16 protein-coding genes are annotated in these 22,209 nt (G+C 42.0%); 6 read left to right on the top strand and 10 right to left on the bottom strand.

Going from position 1 to position 22,209, the window contains the following annotated elements; translation table 11 throughout:
* Positions 1-41: 41 nt before the first annotated feature.
* Together CDG79_RS22815 and CDG79_RS22820 are read right to left on the bottom strand one after the other, a co-directional pair.
* Positions 42-473: an NUDIX hydrolase gene (locus CDG79_RS22815; RefSeq protein ID WP_094344170.1), complete on the bottom strand. Its 432-nt coding sequence runs from the start codon at positions 471-473 to the stop codon at positions 42-44.
* A 21-nt stretch (positions 474-494) separates the two neighbouring features.
* Positions 495-968, bottom strand: coding sequence for a hypothetical protein (locus CDG79_RS22820; RefSeq protein WP_223278269.1), 474 nt, complete (start codon positions 966-968; stop codon positions 495-497).
* Between the two features lie 260 nt (positions 969-1,228).
* Between CDG79_RS22820 and folD the strand changes: the two genes are divergently transcribed.
* The 3 genes from folD (at position 1,229) to CDG79_RS22835 (ending at position 3,941) form a co-directional block, all read left to right on the top strand.
* Complete coding sequence (gene folD, locus CDG79_RS22825; RefSeq protein ID WP_094344171.1) at positions 1,229-2,116, top strand: bifunctional methylenetetrahydrofolate dehydrogenase/methenyltetrahydrofolate cyclohydrolase FolD; 888 nt, start codon at positions 1,229-1,231, stop codon at positions 2,114-2,116.
* 167 nt (positions 2,117-2,283) lie between these two features.
* Positions 2,284-3,216 (top strand): geranylgeranyl diphosphate synthase CrtE, encoded by a 933-nt coding sequence (crtE, locus tag CDG79_RS22830; protein ID WP_094344172.1) that lies wholly within the window; start codon positions 2,284-2,286, stop codon positions 3,214-3,216.
* 269 nt (positions 3,217-3,485) lie between these two features.
* Positions 3,486-3,941 carry a divergent PAP2 family protein gene (locus CDG79_RS22835; RefSeq protein WP_094344173.1) on the top strand — a complete coding sequence of 152 codons (456 nt, stop codon included), beginning with the start codon at positions 3,486-3,488 and terminating at the stop codon, positions 3,939-3,941.
* 116 nt (positions 3,942-4,057) lie between these two features.
* On the opposite strand, the gene CDG79_RS22840 is transcribed toward CDG79_RS22835, so the two are convergent.
* From CDG79_RS22840 to CDG79_RS22860, 5 genes are all read right to left on the bottom strand, one after another.
* Positions 4,058-4,714: a hypothetical protein gene (locus tag CDG79_RS22840; RefSeq protein ID WP_094344174.1), complete on the bottom strand. Its 657-nt coding sequence runs from the start codon at positions 4,712-4,714 to the stop codon at positions 4,058-4,060.
* A gap of 198 nt (positions 4,715-4,912) precedes the next feature.
* Positions 4,913-5,242: an MgPME-cyclase complex family protein gene (locus CDG79_RS22845; protein ID WP_094344192.1), complete on the bottom strand. Its 330-nt coding sequence runs from the start codon at positions 5,240-5,242 to the stop codon at positions 4,913-4,915.
* A 65-nt stretch (positions 5,243-5,307) separates the two neighbouring features.
* A complete protein-coding gene (locus CDG79_RS22850) occupies positions 5,308-6,027 on the bottom strand; it encodes a SnoaL-like polyketide cyclase (RefSeq protein WP_094344175.1) in 720 nt (239 codons plus the stop codon).
* Positions 6,028-6,211: 184 nt separating this feature from the next.
* On the bottom strand, positions 6,212-6,937 hold the full coding sequence (locus CDG79_RS22855) for a pyridoxine 5'-phosphate synthase (protein ID WP_094344176.1): 726 nt from the start codon (positions 6,935-6,937) through the stop codon (positions 6,212-6,214).
* Between the two features lie 134 nt (positions 6,938-7,071).
* Entirely contained in the window at positions 7,072-7,398 is a 327-nt protein-coding gene (locus CDG79_RS22860) for a DUF433 domain-containing protein (RefSeq protein ID WP_094344177.1), read from the bottom strand.
* Between the two features lie 147 nt (positions 7,399-7,545).
* Between CDG79_RS22860 and CDG79_RS22865 the strand changes: the two genes are divergently transcribed.
* The 3 genes from CDG79_RS22865 to CDG79_RS22875 all read left to right on the top strand — a co-directional run bounded on the left by CDG79_RS22865 (position 7,546) and on the right by CDG79_RS22875 (position 16,172).
* On the top strand, positions 7,546-13,428 hold the full coding sequence (locus CDG79_RS22865) for a trifunctional serine/threonine-protein kinase/ATP-binding protein/sensor histidine kinase (RefSeq protein WP_094344178.1): 5,883 nt from the start codon (positions 7,546-7,548) through the stop codon (positions 13,426-13,428).
* A gap of 111 nt (positions 13,429-13,539) precedes the next feature.
* Entirely contained in the window at positions 13,540-15,381 is a 1,842-nt protein-coding gene (locus CDG79_RS22870; protein ID WP_094344179.1) for a sensor histidine kinase, read from the top strand.
* Between the two features lie 152 nt (positions 15,382-15,533).
* Positions 15,534-16,172, top strand: a complete 639-nt coding sequence (locus CDG79_RS22875) for a Uma2 family endonuclease (RefSeq protein ID WP_094344180.1) — start codon at positions 15,534-15,536, stop codon at positions 16,170-16,172.
* A gap of 16 nt (positions 16,173-16,188) precedes the next feature.
* Here CDG79_RS22875 and CDG79_RS22880 read toward each other — a convergent pair whose 3' ends face one another.
* The 3 genes from CDG79_RS22880 to CDG79_RS22890 all read right to left on the bottom strand — a co-directional run bounded on the left by CDG79_RS22880 (position 16,189) and on the right by CDG79_RS22890 (position 22,124).
* Positions 16,189-17,685, bottom strand: coding sequence for an aldehyde dehydrogenase family protein (locus tag CDG79_RS22880; RefSeq protein WP_094344181.1), 1,497 nt, complete (start codon positions 17,683-17,685; stop codon positions 16,189-16,191).
* A gap of 113 nt (positions 17,686-17,798) precedes the next feature.
* Entirely contained in the window at positions 17,799-18,521 is a 723-nt protein-coding gene (locus CDG79_RS22885; RefSeq protein ID WP_094344182.1) for a cyclase family protein, read from the bottom strand.
* Between the two features lie 264 nt (positions 18,522-18,785).
* Positions 18,786-22,124 carry a PAS domain S-box protein gene (locus tag CDG79_RS22890; RefSeq protein WP_223278270.1) on the bottom strand — a complete coding sequence of 1,113 codons (3,339 nt, stop codon included), beginning with the start codon at positions 22,122-22,124 and terminating at the stop codon, positions 18,786-18,788.
* Positions 22,125-22,209 lie beyond the last annotated feature (85 nt).

Here is a 22,209-nt window from a genome sequence, read left to right on the forward strand (position 1 = left end):
GGAGAAGAATTAATAACCAAATGCCCAATTCCTAATCCCCATTAAGAATTTATCCCCATAAAATCCAACATAATTCTCCGATGCATATTTCCCAAAGGTCGGACTTCGCCAGCGTTTTGCGAATAACAGTTACCTTGGTGGATATCTTCTGGGGTCAATAATCCCATATCCCAGCCTTCATTCAAAACCAGTTGATTGAATTCCACCAAGAGTGGTGCATGAAAGACATGACGGACAACTCTTTCATCGGGATAACAGCCAAATTCCACAAAGGGTGGTAGGTTGTAGCCGATTTCTTCTAAAATTTCTCGCTTCACTGCTATATCTGGCGTTTCACCAGCTTCGATATGACCGCCAAATAGCGCCCAATAACCAGGGTAGAGAATACCGGGGATGTTGTCGCGTAGTTGCATGAGAAACTTGTTTTGTTGATAGAGAATTGCGATCGCTACATGCACCGGTTGATTGTTCATATATTAATTTTTAATTGCTAATTATTCTTCTTCTAGATAAACTTCCCCCAATTCTTTACCACCTAAAGGGATACTTCGGTAGCGAACTTTACCCTTAATCACCACTTGCGCTCCCTTACCCAGATTCTTTTGATTGGTGACAACCCAAATTTTGCCAGTGGAGTCATTAATTTGATAAGCCCATTGCTTCATTAAAGGAGCTTGGTTTTCCACCTGACCTTGGATGTAAACTGTAGCCTGATTGTCTTGTTCTGGTTTAATTTCTCGAATTGGGGTGACATTGGTACCAATTTTAAAATTAGTCCCATTCAAGCCAGGCGAGGTTAAACTACCACAACTAGAAAGTCCCACTACCAATAAAAAAATCAACCCAAGGCGGTAGGGAACAATCCTGTGTCCGTACAAGAACGAAAGGGACAAATTTTTTGTTTGTTGCATGAAAGCCATCGATTGAGCAAATTTTTGCTTCACTGCTTGGTTTGTCGCCAGTTTCATCAGGTCAGTTCCCATCTATAATATTCTCTGCGGTTTCAGAAACACACTCTCAACAGAGCAAAAAATGTTCTGAATTTCATCCTGTAATTCTTTATTCTTCAGATAAAGCTGTCGATCTGAGAAAATAAGCATTATGGTTTTACTCTGAGAGAAACGCTACGACATCAAACAGATACACATTAATAATTAAAAGTCAATAGTCAATATTTCTACTCCAGACTTCGGACAAAAGGCGAATTATAGATTAGTTAGGAATTTTTATGGAAACAAAAACTGCCAAACTTCTTGATGGTAAAGCAATAGCAGCAAAAATTCAGCAAGAACTTTCTGTTGCTATTACACAATTACAACCAAAAATTGGACGACCCCCAGGTTTAGCAGTGTTGATGGTTGGCGATAACCCAGCGTCAGCCGCTTATGTCCGCAATAAAGAAAAAGCCTGCGCTAAGGTTGGCATCGCCTCTTTTGGTAAGCATTTCCCAGCCCAAACAACCCTTGAAGAGTTAGAAGAGGTCATAGCTGCACTAAACCAAGATGAACGGGTGGATGGCATTCTGGTACAGCTACCCTTACCTAACCACTTGGATGCTGTGACTCTGCTACATCAAATCGATCCTGATAAAGATGCTGATGGATTACACCCAGTTAATTTGGGGCGATTAGTACGGGGAGAAACTGGTTTACGCAGCTGTACTCCTGATGGTGTAATGCGGCTTTTAGAAGCTTATGAGATTCCCTTGCAGGGAAAACAGGCAGTAGTGGTGGGACGCAGTATTTTGGTGGGTAAACCTATGGCATTGATGTTATTAGAAGCTGATGCCACAGTCACGATCGCTCACTCGCGATCGCATGACCTGAAAGCCATCACCCAAAATGCTGATATTCTAATTGCAGCAGTCGGTCGTCCTGGATTGATCGCTGCTGATATGGTAAAACCAGGTGCTGTTGTGGTAGATGTGGGAATGAATCGCGTCACCGATGCTAGTGGCAAAAGTCGCTTAATTGGCGATGTCCACTTTGAATCAACAGCTGCTATAGCAGGATTTATCACTCCTGTCCCTGGCGGTGTTGGCCCTATGACTGTAGCCATATTGTTGCAAAATACATTTAACAGCTATTCCAAAGCGGCAAGAAAAGAAAGAGAGTGAGGAGTTATGAGTGAGGAGTTAAAAGTTAAGAATTATTAATCCTAATTCTTAACTCCTAACTGTCAACTCTCAATTCCTAACTCCTAATTCTTCATTTATTTCAGCGCCACAGCACCTTAAAATTGTGACGGATGAGACGAAAATCCCAAAATGTCAGGAATTAAAGAATGGTAGCAACTGATAACGTTCAAAAGATACCACCAGAGGAAGCCACGTTTAACTTAGCAGTCTATCTAAAAGAGCGACAAAAGCTTTGCGATAATGCTTTGGATCGGGCTATCCCCATCATTTATCCAGAAAAGATTTATGAGTCGATGCGCTATTCATTATTAGCTGGAGGCAAGCGTGTACGTCCCATTCTTTGTCTTGCTACCTGTGAAATGATCGGTGGAACTATTGAAATGGCTATGCCAACAGCTTGTGCAGTGGAAATGATCCACACAATGTCGTTGATTCATGACGACCTCCCAGCGATGGATAATGACGATTATCGTCGGGGAAAGCTGACCAATCATAAAGTCTATGGCGAAGATGTGGCGATTTTAGCTGGGGACGGCTTGTTGGCACTCGCTTTTGAGTTTGTTGCCCTTGAAACCCCCCAAAGCGTTAAGAGAGAGCTAGTCTTGCAGGTAGTTGTCCGTCTTGGTAGGGCGCTGGGGGCAGCTGGTTTGGTTGGCGGTCAAGTTGTCGATTTAGAGTCGGAAGGTAAATCCGATATTTCCCTAGAAACGCTAAATTTTATTCATAAACACAAAACGGCCGCCCTTTTGGAAGCTTCTGTAGTTTGTGGTGGGATCGTCGCTGGGGCATCACCTGAAGATGTGCAGCGACTGACCCGTTATGCTCAAAATATTGGGCTAGCATTCCAAATCATAGATGATATTTTGGATATCACTTCTACCCAAGAGCAATTAGGTAAAACAGCTGGTAAAGACCAAAAAGCCCAGAAAGTGACCTATCCCAGCCTTTGGGGACTTGAGGAATCACGCTCAAAAGCCCAAGAGTTAGTTGAAGCAGCTTGTGTGGAATTAGAAGCATTTGGAGAGAAAGCCAAGCAACTCCAAGCGATCGCTCATTTTATTACCAGCCGCAATAATTAGCAACGCTTTGTGGCATGATAAAATCTTATACCGCAAGGGTTTCATTCATTGGGAGTGGGTGGTTTATTTACACGATGCTGTACTACTACCGCCCAGCAGAATTCAAAATTCAAAATTCAAAAAGCTTATTCGATCGGCTTTTGGGCAATTTTGAATAATTGGTCTGTTTTCGCCATGATGTACTAGGTTAATTTTGGATTTTGGGTTGAATCTAAATGTTTCCTCAACCAACAACTGCTGCTAATATTTACTAACCTAACCAAAATACCATGCAGGACATAGGCAACATTTTAGACAACCGGGTGCTGCTGGTTGCTCTGGTAGCTTGTTTAATTGCTCAAGCATTAAAGCTCGTAGTGGAGATCGTCAAACATCGCAAACTCAATGTACGTGTTTTGGTAACAACCGGAGGTATGCCCAGTGCCCATTCAGCTTTAGTTACAGCTCTAGCGGCTGGTGTGGGGCAAACGCTGGGTTGGGCATCTCCTGATTTTGCCGTTGCGATGATTTTTGCCATCATCGTCATGTATGATGCAGCCGGCGTTCGTCAAGCAGCTGGTAAGCAAGCTCGTATCCTCAATCAAATGATTGATGAATTATTTCATGAAAAACCAGACTTTAGCCAAGACCGTTTGAAGGAATTACTCGGACATACACCAGTTCAGGTAATAGCTGGGTCGGCTTTGGGTATAACTATCTATTGGTTAGCTAGGTCTGCTTATTAAGCTAGGGCAATAAATTTTTGTTTGAGCGACTATTTTCAATTGATAACTGGTAATTTGTCAACTGACAAATTACCAACTTGGTAGATCGCATCAGTCTTTCAGAAAACTTAATATCACTACAAGCGCACAGTTGAGCGCAGCAGAATCACCTTACGACTATCTACTATGCTGGCAACAAAACCGCCATTGTTCAGCTTCTGTAATGTGTTGTATGCTTCACTTTGGTTGGTTGTATATACTGCTAGCAAATAAGGGCGTTGTCCATAAGAAACAAAACCTACGTTACCGCCTACTGCTTGCTGTACGCTACTTACTAGTTCAGGACGGTTGTAATAATCTACCAACACTGCATAACCCTCTCCTAATGCTTGGGGATTATAGTTAACTGTCTGCTGAAGTGGCTGTTGCTGTGCCTGTTGCTGTGGCTGCACATCTGCTGTTGTCGGTCGAGTGGTGATGATGGCAGACAAGCCAACAATATTACTTACATACCTTGCCCATCTATTGGCATCATCAATTTTTTTAAAGCCCCCGATTCGCGTCACAGTTTCGTTGAGATATTTGCAGGTAATGGTCTTCAGTTCAGGCGGTAAGGCACTACGCAACTGCTTTTGATTATTTGCTGTGGGACTGACTACTAATAAAAGATACTCACCCGAAGTCGGTGGTTGACAAATAGGAATGGCTTGTTGAGCAAAAACAGAACTCATGCCACCAATCAACCCTGCGATAGCTAATCCTAAAACACTTGGTAAAATCTGAAATCTATGCACAAAAGTTAGATTATGTAAATCAAGGTGTCCTAGAAGATTTTATAAGAAAAAAGCTGAAAACCTAGCTACTTCAGTATGGGAATGCAAGGAATGTTACAAAATATATTTTGTAACTCAAAAATAAAATTAGGGATTGGGGACTGGGGGAGAAGAATCTATTGATGATTGACCAATGCCCCATGCCCAATGCCCAATTATCTAAGATACGGTAGCCAACGATGCCAAAGCATCTGGTATTGTCTCAGAAGGAGCCTGGAATTCTCCAGTGATGACGTACTCTAAACGCAGTTTTAACCAAGTAATAAATTGGGGATTTGTAGAAATAATTGCTACTGCTGGTTGGGGACACTTTGCTTTTAGCTGTGCAAATTCGGGTGCTTCCAAGAAAGCAGGTTGCTGAACCAACCAAAAATCTAGTTGTTTTTCTTGTTCGTGGTAGTGACGAGTGCGTTCTTTGATAACTTCGTGTATTGGTTCTTCTTGGAGAAGAAAGCGAAGACTTGCCAAAACGTAATAGTATGTTTGCATTTTCATCCTTTGGTTGCTGTGTGAATCATGTAAGGGCACAGTACTACATTCTGTACCCTTACGAACTAACTCTTGCGAGATTTATTGAACCAAGAACTGAACGGACAAGCACTTGTCGGCTTTTGGGCATTTGTCTGTTTGTCACCAGATGTTAGCTTTTCCAAGAACAGATTATTGTCGAAGTAGTGTTCTAAGGAAATAACCTTTAAGTCATCAGTAACTTTTGCAATACTCATGCCGATAATTTCTATTGTCTCTCCAGTCGGTGCATGGCCTTTGTATTCTCCGTTAAAATGTCCCCAATGCCGCCATTTGAATGTGACATTTGGTGGCCCTGAGAAAACTTCCAGCACCTCCCAAGGAAATCCTTGAGGAAATGTTGTATGGAAGACCTTTGCGGATGATTCAAAGCTTTCTTCTGAAGCCTTGTAATGCTCTGAATCAGGCATAAATAAATTGTAAGTACCTTGGGCTGATACATCTGCTGCTGTATACTCTACTCCACCATTGGTACTCACGCGAAACTGTTCATTGACAATAGATAACCACTGTTGCGGGTTAGCTTTGAAAGATACCTCCATCTCGAAGGTTCGCACCAAGTTTTGCACGATCGCTTCTAGTGTACCTTCAAGGTGATTGTGGATACTTTCTTGGGCAAGATTCTCTTTGGAATGAGAATAATCAGGCGGTGTCTGATAGCGCCACTCGACATCAGTGCTTTCTGCTATCACTTTATCTCTATCCTGTACCCAAAGTGGCAGGTTGTTAGATTGTGTTGCGCTCATAGAAGTTTTTGCTGAAGATTTGATCCCAATTTCTAGATTTCGCAGTGACAACCCCTCTTTGGGGGATTGGGGATTGGGAGAGATGAGGGAGATGAGGGGGACAAGGGGGACAAGGGGGAATTATTGAATAGTCTCTTCCTTGTCTCCCCCCTCTCCCTTGTCTCCCTTGTCTCTTCTTTATGCCCTATGCCCCATTCCCTGTTATAGCTTGCCTCATCTCGCGGACTGCCCTTTCTATACCTACTAATGCTGCCCGGCTGATGATGGAATGACCAATGTTCAGTTCTTCCATGCCTGGAAGCGCAGCCACTGGATAGACGTTCCAGTAGGTGAGTCCATGACCAGCGTTGACTCGCAATCCAGCTTGAATCGCTTGTTCACAACCTTTAGCTAATATGGCTAATTCTCGGTGGCGATTTGTTTCATCTTTAGCATTAGCATATTGTCCGGTGTGCAATTCGATAAACTGTGCCTGCACCTTGACAGATGCTTCGATTTGTGCTAGTTCGGCATCAATAAATAAACTAACTGGAATGTTAGCGCTTTGCAATTTATCGACTATTTCACCTATTCTAACAATTTGCCCGACAATATCTAGTCCGCCTTCTGTTGTGACTTCTTCGCGCTTTTCGGGGACTAAGGTAACATAATCTGGTTTGATATCGAGAGCGATCGCTAGCATTTCATCTGTTGCGGCCATTTCTAAATTAAGATGCGATCGCACTGTTTGCCGCAATATCCGCACATCCCGATCTTGGATATGCCGCCGATCTTCGCGCAGATGCACCGTAATTCCATCAGCACCGGCTAATTCTGCCAGTACCGCAGCCGCTACGGGGTCTGGTTCCACCGTCCGCCGCGCTTGCCGGATGGTGGCGATGTGGTCAATGTTAACGCCAAGTGTAGGCACCCCAAATTTCTCCCAAATCCACAGTCCTCAGAACTTGATTTTACCGGAAATAGTGGGAGTTTTGCTTGAGAGTTAAAGACACGTTCACTAACTTTCCGTGGGAACATCTCATCAGCGTATAAACGCGCCATGATTTAAGCAACCTCATTAGCACGAATCGCAGCTTCAATTTCTTCAGGATAAGCATCTGCATATATCCAAGCATTAACTAAATCAGCCGCGCCAATATGAGGATAATCTTGCAAAAGTTGGACTTCAGTAATTCCCAGGCGACGCGCTTCAACTAATAGCCAAATTGCAATCCGAGTTCCAGCGATACAAGCTTCTCCACCACAAATACCGGGTGTTTTAGTAATACCTTTTGCCCCGATGTTGATGGTTTGAGTTAGGCTTTGGATAATTGCCGCTTTTTCTGTTGGAAGTAGTGCCAGGATTTGATTTTCTAGTTCTTGGAGAGTCATAGGGTATCTTAGCTCAATTTGTATTGTAGTTATTTAACAAAGTTTAGGGGTTAAATCTCCGTTACAAAACGTAATTGCGTTAGCAAAAGCTGATTTTTGGGCAAACTACTTTAACTAAATAGCTGATTTAACAAGAGTTGATCGAGTATGACTAGAGCAGTTGAGCCGATGGATAAGCTTTTGAACTATCGAATTAGCGAACAACTTTATGCAGGTTCTAGAACCTTAGTTTACCGTGCAATTCGAGAGACCGATCTAACTCCAGTCGTAATTAAACTGCTCCAGCAGGAGTATCCCAGCTTCAACGAACTGCTGCTATTTCGTAATCAGTACACAATCGCTAAAAATATTGACCTACCTGGCATTGTTCGTCCCTACAGCCTGGAACCTCACCGCAACAGCTATGCTTTGGTGATGGAAGATTTTGGCGGTATTTCCCTCAGAGATTGGATGAACGGAAAAATGGGGGATAAGCAATATAGTTTGACAGAGTTTTTGGAAATTGCGATCGCTCTGAGCGATATTCTTGACGGACTCTATCGCCATCGGATTATCCACAAAGACATCAAGCCTGCCAACATCCTCATCAACCCGGAAACTCAGCAAGTCAAGTTGATTGACTTTAGCATTGCCTCTCTTTTACCCAAAGAAACCCTGGAAGTTCACAGTCCTAATGTCTTAGAAGGGACTCTCGCCTACCTTTCCCCAGAACAAACCGGGCGAATGAATCGCGGAATTGACTATCGCAGTGATTACTATTCTCTCGGCGTTACCTTCTATGAATTGCTGGCTGGACATTTACCCTTTCAGTCTAATGAGCCGATGGAGTTGGTTCACTGTCATATTGCCAAGCTTCCAGAAGAATTAGGAGGCAGGGGGGAAGAAGAGATTCCCCAAGTTCTTTGTGACATTGTGATGAGATTGATGGCGAAAAATGCTGAAGACCGCTATCAGAGTGCATTAGGGTTGAAATTTGATTTAGAAAAATGTTTGTCTCAATTACAAGAAACTGGAGAGATTAAATCCTTTCAATTAGGAGAGCGGGATATTTGCGATCGCTTCATCATCCCAGAAAAGCTCTACGGTCGCCAAGCCGAAGTTGAAAGCTTACTGGATGCCTTTGAAAGAGTCAGTCAGGGAAGCACCGAAATTATGTTGGTAGCAGGCTTCTCTGGCATTGGCAAAACTGCTGTGGTTAACGAAGTCCACAAGCCAATTGTCCGACAACGGGGTTACTTCATTAAAGGTAAATTTGACCAATTCGGGCGCAACATCCCTTTCTCTGCCTTTGTGCAAGCCTTTCGAGACTTAATCAGGCAAATGCTCAGTGAAACTGACGCTCAATTTGAGCAGTGGAAGTGCAAAATTCTCTCTGCTTTGGGTGAGAACGGACAAGTGATGATTGAGGTGATTCCAGAACTGGAAAGGATGATTGGTAAACAGCCTCCTGCACCGGAACTCTCTGGGAGTGCAGCACAAAATCGCTTCAATTTGCTGTTTTTGAAATTCACTCAAGTCTTCGCTGCACTAGAACATCCATTAGCGATTTTTATTGACGATCTGCAATGGGCAGATTCTGCTTCTTTAAAGTTAATCCACTTGTTAATGAGCGAAGCTGACATCGGCTATCTACTATTAATTGGTGCTTATCGAGATAATGAAGTCAACCCAGTACATCCCCTAATGCTGACTTTGGAGGAGATTGGGAAGTTGGGCGCTACTGTCAATACGATTACCTTAACCCCCCTCGATCAAACATCAGTTAATCATTTGATTGCAGATACATTGAGTTGCTCCCTAGCATTAGCCACACCGTTAACAGAGTTGGTATTGAGCAAAACTAAAGGTAATCCTTTCTTCAGCACCCAGTTTCTGAAAGCGTTACATCAAGACCAACTAATTACATTTAATTTTGATGGTGGTTATTGGGAATGTGATATTGCTCAAGTGCGAGCGATCGCTCTTACCGATGATGTCGTAGAATTCATGGCAATTCAACTTCAAAAGTTATCACCAGAAACTCAAGAAGTTTTGAAATTAGCGGCTTGTGTGGGAAACCAATTTGATTTAGCAGCATTATCGATCTTCCATGAAAAATCCCAGGTAGAAACAGCCGCAGACTTTTGGAAAGCTGTACAGGATGGGTTAATTATCCCTACCAATGAAGTCTACAAGTTTTATCAGGATGAGTCATTGGTCATTAGTCATTTGCAAAGGACAAATGACAAAGGACAAATGACAGTTTACAAATTTCTCCATGACCGCGTACAGCAAGCTGCCTATTCTCTGATTCCTGAATCTCAAAGAAAAGCTACTCATTTAAAAATTGGGCAATTACTCTTAAAAAATACATCGCCAGAACTAATCGAAGCTAGCATATTTGAGATTGTTAATCAGTTAAATGAGGGAGTTGATATAATTCATGAACAATCACAAAAAAATGAACTAGCTCAACTTAATCTAATTGCTGGGAAAAAAGCTAAAGCTTCAACTGCCTATAGAGCCTCAGTAAAATATTTCACGTTAGGACGAAAATTGCTCGCAGAAGAAAGTTGGCAAAATAACTATCAACTAATATTTAATTTAGTTCGAGAATCTGCTGAGTGTGAATATTTAACTGGAGATTTTAACCAAGCAGAGGCGTTATTTAACTTAGCGTTAAATCATAGCCAAAATAAATTTGAAAAGGCAAATATTTATGGTATTCAGATGTACCTAAAAATGACTCAGGGCGAAAATCTCGAAGCTGGCATTGAAGCTGGGCTGAAAGGTTTAAGCATCATGGGGATGAATTTACCTGTTACTTCTGAAGAACAGCAAACTGCGATCGCAACTGAATTTAAAGAATTAAAAGTTAAACTGCAAACGGTTCTTACAGCAGATTTATTCGATTTGCCGAAGATGACAGATCCAGAGAAGAAAGTCTGCATGAGTCTTTTAGCTGACCTTTGGGGAGTAGCTTATATGGGAGGAGATCAAAACCTTAGTTGTTTGGCTCCTTTATTAATGATCGGTTTATCCTTGACTTATGGCAATGCCGAAAGTTCTGGTTTTGCTTATTGTCTATATGGAATGAGTTTAGCAAATCAAGGTAGTTATCAAACCGCCTATGAGTTTGGTAAATTGGCAATAAAACTCGATCGTCACTTCAATAGCAGCCAATTTATTTTTAAGACCAATAATATCTTTGCCCACACGATTAATCCCTATAGTCAGCATTTAAAAACTAATTTACAGTTTTCTCAAAAATCATTCCAAGTCTGTCAAGAAACTGGAAATTTAGTGTTTGGTGTTTGGGCAGTTTCGTTTCTAATTTGGGCAATGTTAATTAAGGGCGATCGCCTATCAGATGTTTACGCAGAAACGGAAAAATATCTCAGCTATGTCCAACAGGTAAATGATGCCAATATGCTGTATGCGTTTACTTTACAGAGGCAGTTTTTATTGAACCTGCAAGATATATCTCAAAACACCGATTTATTAGACGATCGCAATGGCGAAGATATTCCCTATATAGAAGTGTGGAGACAGAAGAATAACTTTGAGCATGGAATTAATTGGTACTGCTTTCTTAAAATCCAATTGTCTTACCTTTATGATCGCTATGAAGATGCCATTAAATCGGCACAAGAAGCTGAGAAAACTCTTGGCTGTAACTCTGGGTTCTTCCCAATTATTCAGTATCATTTCTATTATCCGCTTAGTTTGTTAGCCATCTATCCCAATGCAACATTAGAGAAGAAAAAGCAGTATTGGGACACAATCCAAGAGCATCAACAAATCCAAAAAAACTGGGCGGATAATTGCCCACAAAACTTTCTCCATCGATATCTCTTGTTGTCTGCGGAAATGGCAAGAGTTTCTAACAATTATATAGATGCAATTGAGTTATACGATCGCGCCATTACTAAAGCCAAAGAAAACGAATACCTGAACGAAGAAGCTCTTGCTAACGAACTCGCAGCCAAGTTTTATTTAGAATGGGGCAAAGAACGCATTGCCCAAGAGTATTTGATTAATGCTTACTATTGTTACACTCGCTGGGGCGCTAAAGCCAAAGTTGACGATTTAGAACAACGTTATCCACAACTTCTAACCCCAATTTTACAACAGAGGCGATTGCTACTCACGCCCGATGAAACATTTGCAAATATTGACACCATTGCTACCTTGCACCCAAGCATTAATAAATCAGTAACATCTAGCAGCAATACGTCAATAATGCTCGATTTGGCAACAGTTCTCAAAGCATCTCAGACTCTATCGAGTGAAATTGAACTGGATAAATTACTTACAAAGCTGCTGCAAGTGGTGATTGAAAATGCTGGTGCAGATAAGTGTGCGTTACTACTGCTCAAAGAAGGTAGATTGGTAGTTGAGGCCACTGCTCAAGTTGGGCAACAATCAACGGTGTTACAGTCCATTTTTGTGGAAGATAGTGCAGACGTTCCCCATAGCCTAATTTACACCGTTAAACGCACCCTGCAACCTACCGTTATCCTTGATACAACATTCCATCCAATGCTGATCGCCGATTCCTACATCATTCGTCAGCAACCCAAAAGCTTGCTGTGTACGCCGATTCTGCATCAAGGTAAACTGTTAGGGATTTTGTATTTAGAAAACAATCTAATTACTGGGGCGTTTAGCAGCGATCGCGTCGAAATTCTCAATTTGTTATGCACTCAAGCCGCAATCTCCCTAGAAAACGCCCGACTTTATCAGCAAGCACAAGATACTTTAGAAAATCTGGGACAGACGGAACAATTCTTGCGGTTAATTATCGACAATATCCCCCAGTCTGTTTTTTGGAAAGACCGCAATAGTGTTTATTTAGGCTGTAACCATAACTTTACTCAAACTTGGGGTCTAGGAGTGCCAAAAAATGTTATTGGTAAAACAGACTACGATCTTCCCTGGGCTAGTAAGCAATCAGATTTTTTTGTAGCACGCGATCGCCGCATCATGGAGTCTGGGGAAGCGGAACTCAACATTATCGAAACCGTGCAGCAAGTAGACGGAAAACAAAAATGGTCGAATACAAATAAAATTCCCTTAAAAGATAGAGAAGGAAACATTTTTGGAATTCTTAGCACATCTGAAAACATCACCGAACGCCATGAAGCACAACAATTGCTGCAACAGCAAAAGCAACAATTAGAACAAGCTTTGCAAGAACTCCAAACAATGCAATTGCAATTGGTGCAGGGTGAAAAAATGTCTGCTCTTGGTAATTTAGTTGCAGGTGTTGCCCATGAAATAAACAATCCTATTGGCTTCATTGCTGGCAACTTAGAACCAGCTAAAGATTATGTCAAAGACTTGTTTGGACTAGTTAATCTTTATCAAGAAAAGTTTCCCAATCCTGGCTCAGATATTCAAGACGAAATTGATGCCATCGACCTGAATTATTTACGCGAAGATTTACCTAAATTGCTGGACTCGATGAAATTGGGTGTTAGCCGTATTCGTAGCATCAGTACCAGTTTGCGAACCTTCTCCAGAGCAGATAAAGATTATAAAGTTCCCTTTGATATTCACGAAGGCATTGACAGCACTATTCTGATTCTCAGACACCGTTTAAAAGCTAATGAAAACCGTCCGGCAATTGATATAGTGAAGAATTATGGCAAACTACCCCTAGTGGAATGCTTTGCTGGACAACTTAATCAGGTGTTTATGAACTTGTTAGCAAATGCCATTGATGCACTTGAACAATACAATACAGAACGGAGTTTGGAAGCCATTCTAGCTAACCCCAATTGCATCACCATTCAAACCCGTGTAGCAAACTCAGGTCAGCACGTTTTGATTAAGATTGCTGATAACGGAGTGGGAATGTCATCGCAGGTCAAGGAACGAGTATTCGATCATTTATTCACCACCAAGCCTGTAGGAAAAGGCACTGGATTGGGATTAGCGATCGCTCGGCAAATTGTAGTAGAAGGACATGGCGGTTCACTCTCCTGCACTTCAGAAGTTGGACTGGGTACAGAGTTTGTCATTCAAATCTCTACTCAACAACAATAAAGAATGCTGTTAGCGGTAGCGAGGCGTTTAGCCTGTGCTGAGTAATTTCTACTTTACTCAGCACTTTTCATTTTTAGTTTTTAAATTTTAACTTGGAGCAAAGCGACGAAAATGTTTAAATTACGCAAACGTTGGTTGAAATGGCGATCGCGTAATTTCGTATTACTATCAATTTTGGTAATTCTGTCCCTTAGTATCAGCGTCACCGCAATCATTAGTTACAACATTGTGAAAGGGCTATTGCTCAATAGTCTGAAGCAGCAAGTGCTGTTAAAAACACAACAAGGTCAAAATGAGATTGATAACTGGTTAGCCATTCGGAAGACAGAAATTAAAACTCTGGCAAATTCTGCTGTAGTGCGATCGCTAGATTGGTCTGTGATGGAACCTTATTTACAATCTGAAGTGAAGCGGATGCAAACATTTTTGCTCATCGCATTCGCCACACCAGATGGTGCATTGATTAATACTCAAGGAGGCCGTCCAAATGTCAAAGATCGAGAATTTTTTCAGCGCAGTATGGCAGGTGAAACGGTAGCCGCCGATCCGATTGTTGGGCGCACAAGCAATCAGTTGCAGATTCAGATTAGTTCCCCGATTCCCGGCAAAACAGGCACAAAACCAGCAGGTGTGTTCATGGGAGGAATTGAGATTAAGCGGGTAGTCTCGGCGATCGGCAATTTACATCAAGGTGAGGGTAGCTATGCCTTTGCACTAAATTCTCAAGGAGTTCCCATAGCTCATCCCGATATTCGACTGATTGGCACACCGGAAAAAGCTGCTGAGAGTTTTCTCAATTCACCTAATCTCCAGTTGGCAAAAATCACTCAAAAGATGGTAGCTAAACGCACCAGTATTGAATTGGCTCAACTGGATGGAAAGTGGAATTATGTTGCTTATACTCCTCTGAAAGAAGCAAATTGGTCAGTAGCTCTAGTTGTACCACAAGAAAATATTGAATCACCATTGCAGGCGTTGAACCTGTTAGCTACGGTTCTGGGAGGATTGCTCGTAGTTGGGTTAATCGGTGGATGGCGACAGGTGCAACTATACGAACAAATTCGCGATCGCGCCTTGATTTCTAGCAAGCAGGCGCAACAACTCAGTGAAACGCTGAAAGAATTACAAAACACCCAAGCTCAACTTATCCAAACTGAAAAAATGTCTAGCCTGGGCCAACTGGTGGCTGGAGTCGCACACGAAATCAATAATCCCGCCAATTTTATTCATGCCAATCTCAACCATGCCAGTCAATACAGCCAAGACATTCTCGATTTGCTAAAGCTTTATGAACAAGCCTACCCAAATCCTACACCAGAAATTAGCGATCGCTCCCAAGAGCTTGATATTGAGTTTCTCGCAGAAGATTTACCTAAGCTAATGGCATCGATGCAAGTGGGAACCAAACGTATCCGTCAAATTGTGCTGTCGCTGCGTAATTTTTCCCGCCTTGATGAAGCAGACATGAAGTTTGTAGACATTAATGAAGGATTAGACAACACTCTGATGATTCTGAATCATCGCCTGACAGCCACGCCTAATCAATCAGAAATTCAAATCGTTAAGAAGTACGGTGATTTACCTCTAGTAGAATGCTATGCAGGGCAACTCAATCAGGTGTTTATGAATGTTCTAGCCAATGCGATCGATGCTATAGAAGAGTCATTAGTAAAGAATCAAGGACAAATTTCTATTCTGACAGAACTTAGTGATGATAAGCAAGTGATGATTCAGATTTATGACAACGGAATTGGTATGTCAGAAGAGGTAAAGCAACGAGTATTTGACTATATGTTCACTACGAAACCTGTGGGCAAAGGCATTGGATTAGGAATGGCGATCGCTTATCAAATTATCGTAGACAAGCATGCAGGAAGTATTGAAGTTGATTCAACCCCAGGACATGGCACAGAGTTTACTATCCGTATTCCTTTAAAGAGTAAAAATTCCTGAAAACATTGAAACGGTCAAAGATTATACTAGCGATTTTTTGGTTAATTTCTACCCTCATGCTTAGAGCGATATACTTTAATAAAGTAATAAAGTTGATTTGTAGATTTAATCTGCTAGATGTAACAGCTAATACATCAACTCTCTGAGGTGATATGCTTTTAAAACTGCAACAAATTATCGTTAAACCTGGTCAACAAATGTTACTCCAAGATATTAGTTGGCAGCAGTTAGAAAATATTTTAGATGAAATGGGAGAAAGGCGTGCCGCCCGGATTTCTTATAGTAATGGCTGGTTAGAAATTATGGTTCCCCTACCAGAACACGAAAAAGATAAAGAATATATTGGTGAGTTAGTAAGAATTTTATTAGACAAACTCCAAATTGATTTTGAACCTTTTGGTTCCACAACACTTAAAAATGAGCGGATGCGGCAAGCAGTAGAACCAGATACCAGTTTTTATATTCAAAATCAAGCTGCTATCATTGGTAAAAATCGCATAGATTTAACTATAGACCCACCACCAGATTTAGCAATCGAAATTGATATTACTTCTCGGACTCGATTTGAGAATTATGAAATTTTGGGAGTTCCTGAACTTTGGCGATATACACAACAAAGTTTAGAAATTTCTTTGCTAAAAGAAGGGAAATATATAACATCTGAATCTAGTCCTAATTTTCCTGATATCCCAATTGTTGAATTAGTGAATGAATATGTTCAGCAGTGTTTAACAATTGGCAGAAGTCAAGCTATGCGTAATTTTCGAGATTGGGTGAAGAATAATTTATAATTGCTGGATTGCAAAATTAACTGCGGTTATCTATCTGAGCGCGTTGCAAACTTCCAGAAAAGTCAACATAAACACTTTTCCATTCTGTGAAAACATCCAAGGCAGTAGTTCCGGCTTCGCGGTGTCCGTTACCTGTTTGTTTCACACCACCAAAGGGTAAGTGTACTTCTGCACCAATAGTAGGGCCGTTAATATAGGTGATACCTGCTTCGATGTCGCGCATGGCAGTAAAAGCCCGATTGATATCGCGGGTGTAAACTGAAGAAGAAAGTCCATAATTGCTATCGTTGAGAATTGCGATCGCTTCCTCAAAAGAACTAACCTCAATTAATGCCACTACTGGCCCAAATATCTCTTCACGGGCGACGCGCATATCGGCAGTTACACCATCCAAAATAGTTGGTTGAAAGAAATAACCATTTTTCAATTCGCCTTCACTAGCAATTTCTCCACCAATTAAAACTTTTGCTCCTTCCTCACGGGCGATATCCAAATACTTGCTCACCTGTTGGAGTTGCTTTTCATTGACAATTGGGCCAATATCTGTGTTTGGGTCAGTGCCAGCACCCAAGCGTAACTTACTAGTACGCTCATAAAGCATAGTGGTAAATTTTTCTTTGATATCACGATGCAAAATCAGGCGACTAGTAGCCGTACACCGTTGACCTGTTGTCCCAAATGCTCCCCACACTGCGCCATCTAAGGCAAGTTCCAAATCTGCATCTTCCATCACTACTTGGGCATTTTTACCACCCATTTCCAGACAGACGCGCTTGTGAGTCCGTCCGCAAGTAGCGCCAACAAAAGCACCTGTTTCTGAAGAACCAGTAAAGGATACCAAATCTACATTGGGATGCTCAACTAAAGCTTTCCCCGCCTCTTCTCCGACACCATGCACCAAGTTAATTACTCCTGGTGGTAAACCAGCTTGTTGGAAAATTTCAATCAATTTAGTTGCACAAGCGGAGGTATCTTCAGCAGGTTTGAGGATGACTGTATTACCACACACCAAAGCAGGCATAGCTTTCCAGCAAGGAATTGCCATAGGGAAATTCCAGGGAGTAATTAAGGCACAAACTCCGATGGGCATTCGCACAGTCATAGCGAATTTATTGGACATTTCCGACGGTGTGGTTTGCCCAAATAGTCGCCGTCCTTCGCCAGCAGTGTAAAAGGCACAGTCGATACCTTCTTGCACATCTCCCCTAGCTTCTGTCAGAGGTTTTCCCATCTCTCGACTGATTAACTGGGCAAGTTCTTCTTTATGCTGGAGTAATATTTCCCCGACGCGAAAGATGTATTCTGCCCTCGCTGGAGCCGGGACTGTACGCCAACTCTGGTAGGCTTTACGGGCGGCGGCTACTGCTGTATCTACATCATTAACTTGCGATCGGGGAAATGTGGCAACGACTTCGGTTTTGTCCGCAGGGTTGCGACTTTCTAAAGTTGCTTCCCCTATAGCACTCAACCATTGACCGTCGATATAATTGCGGCAAGATAGCGGAGTTGTCATCTCAAAAATCCCCGGCTGATAATCTACTGCAACTTGTATATTAAGTTTGCTTGCTTTCTAGACTAGCCTTTAGTCTGAAAAATTGGTGTGAGAAGCAAATATCGATATAAAAATTAAGGCACTAACGCCAATACACCCACAGGAGAACCAGAACCACCACGCAACCTGAGAATTCCGATCGCTAGAGTAGTACCTTTGGGTGGTAACTGATCCAAATTGGTGAGATTTTCCAAAACAATACGTGGTTTTTCCAATACCAGGCGATTAGTAGCAAAACTGCTATCCTGTCCGGGATCTACACCATGAGTATCAATTCCTACTCCAGCAATTTGGCGATCGTTTAGTAAGAATTGAGTCGCATCGCTACCAAACCCTGGAAAATGGGCAATACCCTGAGCATCATGATTTAGGAATGCACTTTTATCAAACCACTTTTTTTGCCAACCTGTATTCAGTATAACTACGCACCCTTTAGGAATCTCACCATATTCTTCTTCCCAAGCCACAACATCAGCGATAGTTAGGGCATAATCAGAATCAACGGCTGTGGCTTGGCGAATATCTATGACCACCGCAGGTACTACCAGAGATTGGGCAGGGTATTGGTCAATTCCCATACTATAGCTATGAAAGCTATTAGGGGCGTTGACATGGGTAGCACTATGTTCCCCCAAGGCGAAACGTCGGAGGTAATAGCCATCATTATTCAGTTCAGCCACAGTTTCAAATTCTACTGTGGGATCTCCAGACCATTGGGGAATATCTATGTCAATTACGTGACTTAGATGGATAACTCGTGTGTAGGTGATACTATTTTGACCTTGGGGTTGTATCATCCCAGCCTTCTTATTTGTATTCAGGGATTTTTTTTAAGGTGCTATCGCCTGAGTTGGGCTATGCCGACGCAAAGATAGTACTACCATTACAACGTTTTTCAATCAATTGAACTGTAATATTTCTAGTGTTAACTCCCTATACTAGTACAAATAATCCCCCCAACTCCTGTAAACTTTAGGTTTTTGGGGGGTGAAAATGTTGCAGCAAAAAGTGAATTAATCTTAGTTAACAACCAATAGGTTAACTTTTGGATTAAGAAAAGATTAAAGTTTTATCGATGTTGAAGATTGCCCATGTAGTGGAATCATAATGACAAACTCCGCACCTTCTCCTGGTGCTGAAATGCACTGGATTTTTCCGCCGTGTTTTTTGACAACAATTTGGTAGCTAATTGACAACCCCATACCCGTGCCTTTACCCACGGCTTTTGTAGTAAAGAAGGGATCAAATAAGCGTTTGCGTACTTCTTCAGTCATACCTAGTCCATTGTCGGCAAAGCTAATGATTACACGGTCTTCTTGGATGAAGGTACGAATGCGAATTTGGGGAGAAGTCATTTGTTTAGAGTTGTTTACTAATGACATAGGCGCTTCGCTACGAGACGCTACGCGAACGCCTTCCCACAGGGTATGACTAGTGACAAATGACTCCTCTAAAACATCGATCGCATTTGCCAACAAATTCATAAACACCTGATTCATCTCTCCAGCATGACAGACTACTGGTGGTAGGTTGCCATAGTCTCGGATTACTTGGATTTCGGGATGTCCTGGTTTGGATTTCAGGCGATTTTGCAATAGCAGTAAGGTGCTGTCAATACCTTCATGAATATCTACTGCTTTCGTACCATCTTCATCAAGGCGAGAAAAATTGCGTAAAGATAGAACTATCTGCCGAATGCGTTCGGCTCCCATGTTCATAGAATCCAGAATTTTGGGCAAATCTTGCTTGAGAAAGTCTAAATCAATGGTGTCAATTTGTTCGTGAATCTTTGGTGTTGCTGGGCAGTAACTCTGTTGATAAAGTTCTACCAAGTGCAACAAATCTTTAGTATATTGACGGGCGTGGCTAATATTGCCGTAAATAAAATTGACGGGATTATTGATTTCGTGGGCAATACCTGCAACCAATTGTCCTAAACTGGACATTTTTTCAGTTTGAATCAGTTGCGCTTGGGTTTGTTGAAGTTCTAGTAATGCTGCTTCTAGCTGCTGGGCTTTGTCTTGGGCAGTTTGGGCCGTGATGCGACTTTGGGTGTAGAGTTTAGCTTGGTCAATGGCGATCGCTATTTGAACTGTAACTGCTTGTAGTAATTCTACTTCGTTGTCCAACCAAGGCCGGAAGCCACTACAAGAACCACAGCTAAATGCACCTATTTCGCCAGATTGGGTGTGTACGGGTAGCGACATAAAGGCAGTGAAACCAAAATCCTGCAAAAATAGCTGGGTAGTGCCATCACCTACAGTCTCAAGATCGTTAATGCGGATAATTTCTCTATTCAAGGTTTTGGCGGCGATGAGTTCGATTTCTGCATTCGTTGCTTCTCGATCGTTAAGCAGACAGGGTAAAAAGGAACTTTTCGCTTCGTATACTCTCTCCCAGTAGGGAACCTCAGCCTCTTGCCGATACCAAAAGAAGGCGCAGCGATCGATCTGGAATAAGTTACGGATCTCCTGCACTGCGGTTTCCACAATGTAATTGAGATCCAAAGAAGCTCGAATCTGGTTAGAAAGACGATTGAGTAATGCCTCCCGTTGGGCACTTTCTCTAAGTGCAACTTCTGCTTGTTTGCGCTTGATGCCAATGGCAATCTCCTGGGCAGCGAATTCTAGGGCTTTAAAAGTTGATTCTGTCACCATTTGGCGGCAAAACATGGCTATTACCCCTACAGTCTCATCTTCAACAATCAGGGGATAGCCAGCAAAGGCAACCATACCCTCTTGCTGCGCCCATTCTTTGTTACCCACGCAGGGATCTGTCTGCACAGAGTTCGTCTGGTGAGGTTTGCCCTCTTCGGCAATTAAACCAATTTTGAATTGACCTACTGGCACATATCTATGGGGCCCATTAATGTGGGTATATATCCCAGAACTGACTTGCAACTCCAATACATTTGTTTTTTCGTTCAGCGTCCAGATGCGAGCAAATGCTGCATCAAGATGTTCAACTAAAGCGTCAGTGCAACGGCGCATCATATTTTGTAAGCTGTCACTCTGAGTCAGGGCCGCGTCTACCTCGGCACGAAAATTTGCTAAACGCGCCCGTTCTGCTAGACCTTCTTCTGCTTGTTTGCGGTCAGTGATGTCATGGCAAATGCCAACGAAGTTTAGAATATTACCATTAACATCTCTAATAGCAGATGAGTTGCTTGTATGCCATCGCCAAGTGCCATCTTTGTGTTTTATCCGGTATTCAATTGCGTCTTGCTTTTGGGTTGTTGTCGCAATTTTTTGGAAATAATCTACACAGATATGTACATCGTCAGGATGTATGAAGGGAACAAAGGATTTGCCTTCAACTTCTGCAACCTCATGCCCAAAAATTTGAGTCCAGTTAGGAGAAACGTAGGAAAATATTCCCTCAAGGGTCAGGGCAAAAATAACGTTATTGGCATTTTCAATAATGGTGCGAAACTTGGCATCACTTTCTATTAGTGCTGCTTGTACTTTGTCGCTGGTGTTGCGGATAAGAACTATGATTTGCTGGTCTGGTAACGGCAATAACCTAGCTTCAAAATTATTATTTCCTTGTGGAAGCGGTAAGGTATATTCAAAACTGACTGAAGATTGAGTTTCAAGGACTTGAATTATTGCTTGCTGGAAGCGATCGCCTACAGCAGGGGGTAGGCATTCTCGCAAACTCCTGCCCTGACAATCTCCTGCTGGAATATATTGATTCTCCATCTTCCCTGGCTTGTAATCCAGAATACTTCCATCAGCATCGATCCGAAAGTATAAATCAGGAAGTACTTGCAAAATCGCTGCAAATTCTGATGTTTTTTGGTGTAATTGTGCTTCAACTGCTTGGCGTTTTGCAGTTTCGGCTTGTATTTTCTTAAGTGCTTTTGTTAATTCTGCCGTCTGTTTTTGTTCTGTTAATTTGCGTAGACGACGAGATGAATTTATAGACACCAAGCCGCTTTTTTTCCGGGGAAATCGCACTTCTGTTACATCTACACAATAACCAATGTAACCGACAAAGCTGCCATCTGCTGCAAATCGTGGCGCAGCTGTATCTAAAATCCAGCGATATTCGCCATCAGATCGACGCAGGCGATATTGCCTCTGGAAGGAATTATAGGTCGCAAATGCTTTTAAGTATATATTTTTACATCGCGGCCGATCTTCTGGATGGACGCTACAAGACCAGATATTGCTTATTTCTTCTCCTTGTGCAGATGCAGGCTTGCCTATTGTTAGATGTGTTCCAGTAAATTCGAGCCAATTGGAATTTAAGTAACAGTAAAGTGCATTACACCCAGCCATCCAAATCATCAGAGGAACAGTATCTATCTGCTGGCAAAATACTTTTTCATCCTGTTGTATTACTTCCTCTTCGGCTATGATTTGGTTAATGTAGCTCTGCACCTTTTTGGAAAACACTTTTGCCTGCCTGCTCTGCCTAAATTATGAAGGTAATAGTCTGAAAATAGGATTTATTAATAGATATATTTAATCTTCACGATCG

The sequence above is a fragment of the Nostoc sp. 'Peltigera membranacea cyanobiont' 232 genome, assembly GCF_002245985.1.
Lineage (GTDB): Bacteria > Cyanobacteriota > Cyanobacteriia > Cyanobacteriales > Nostocaceae > Nostoc.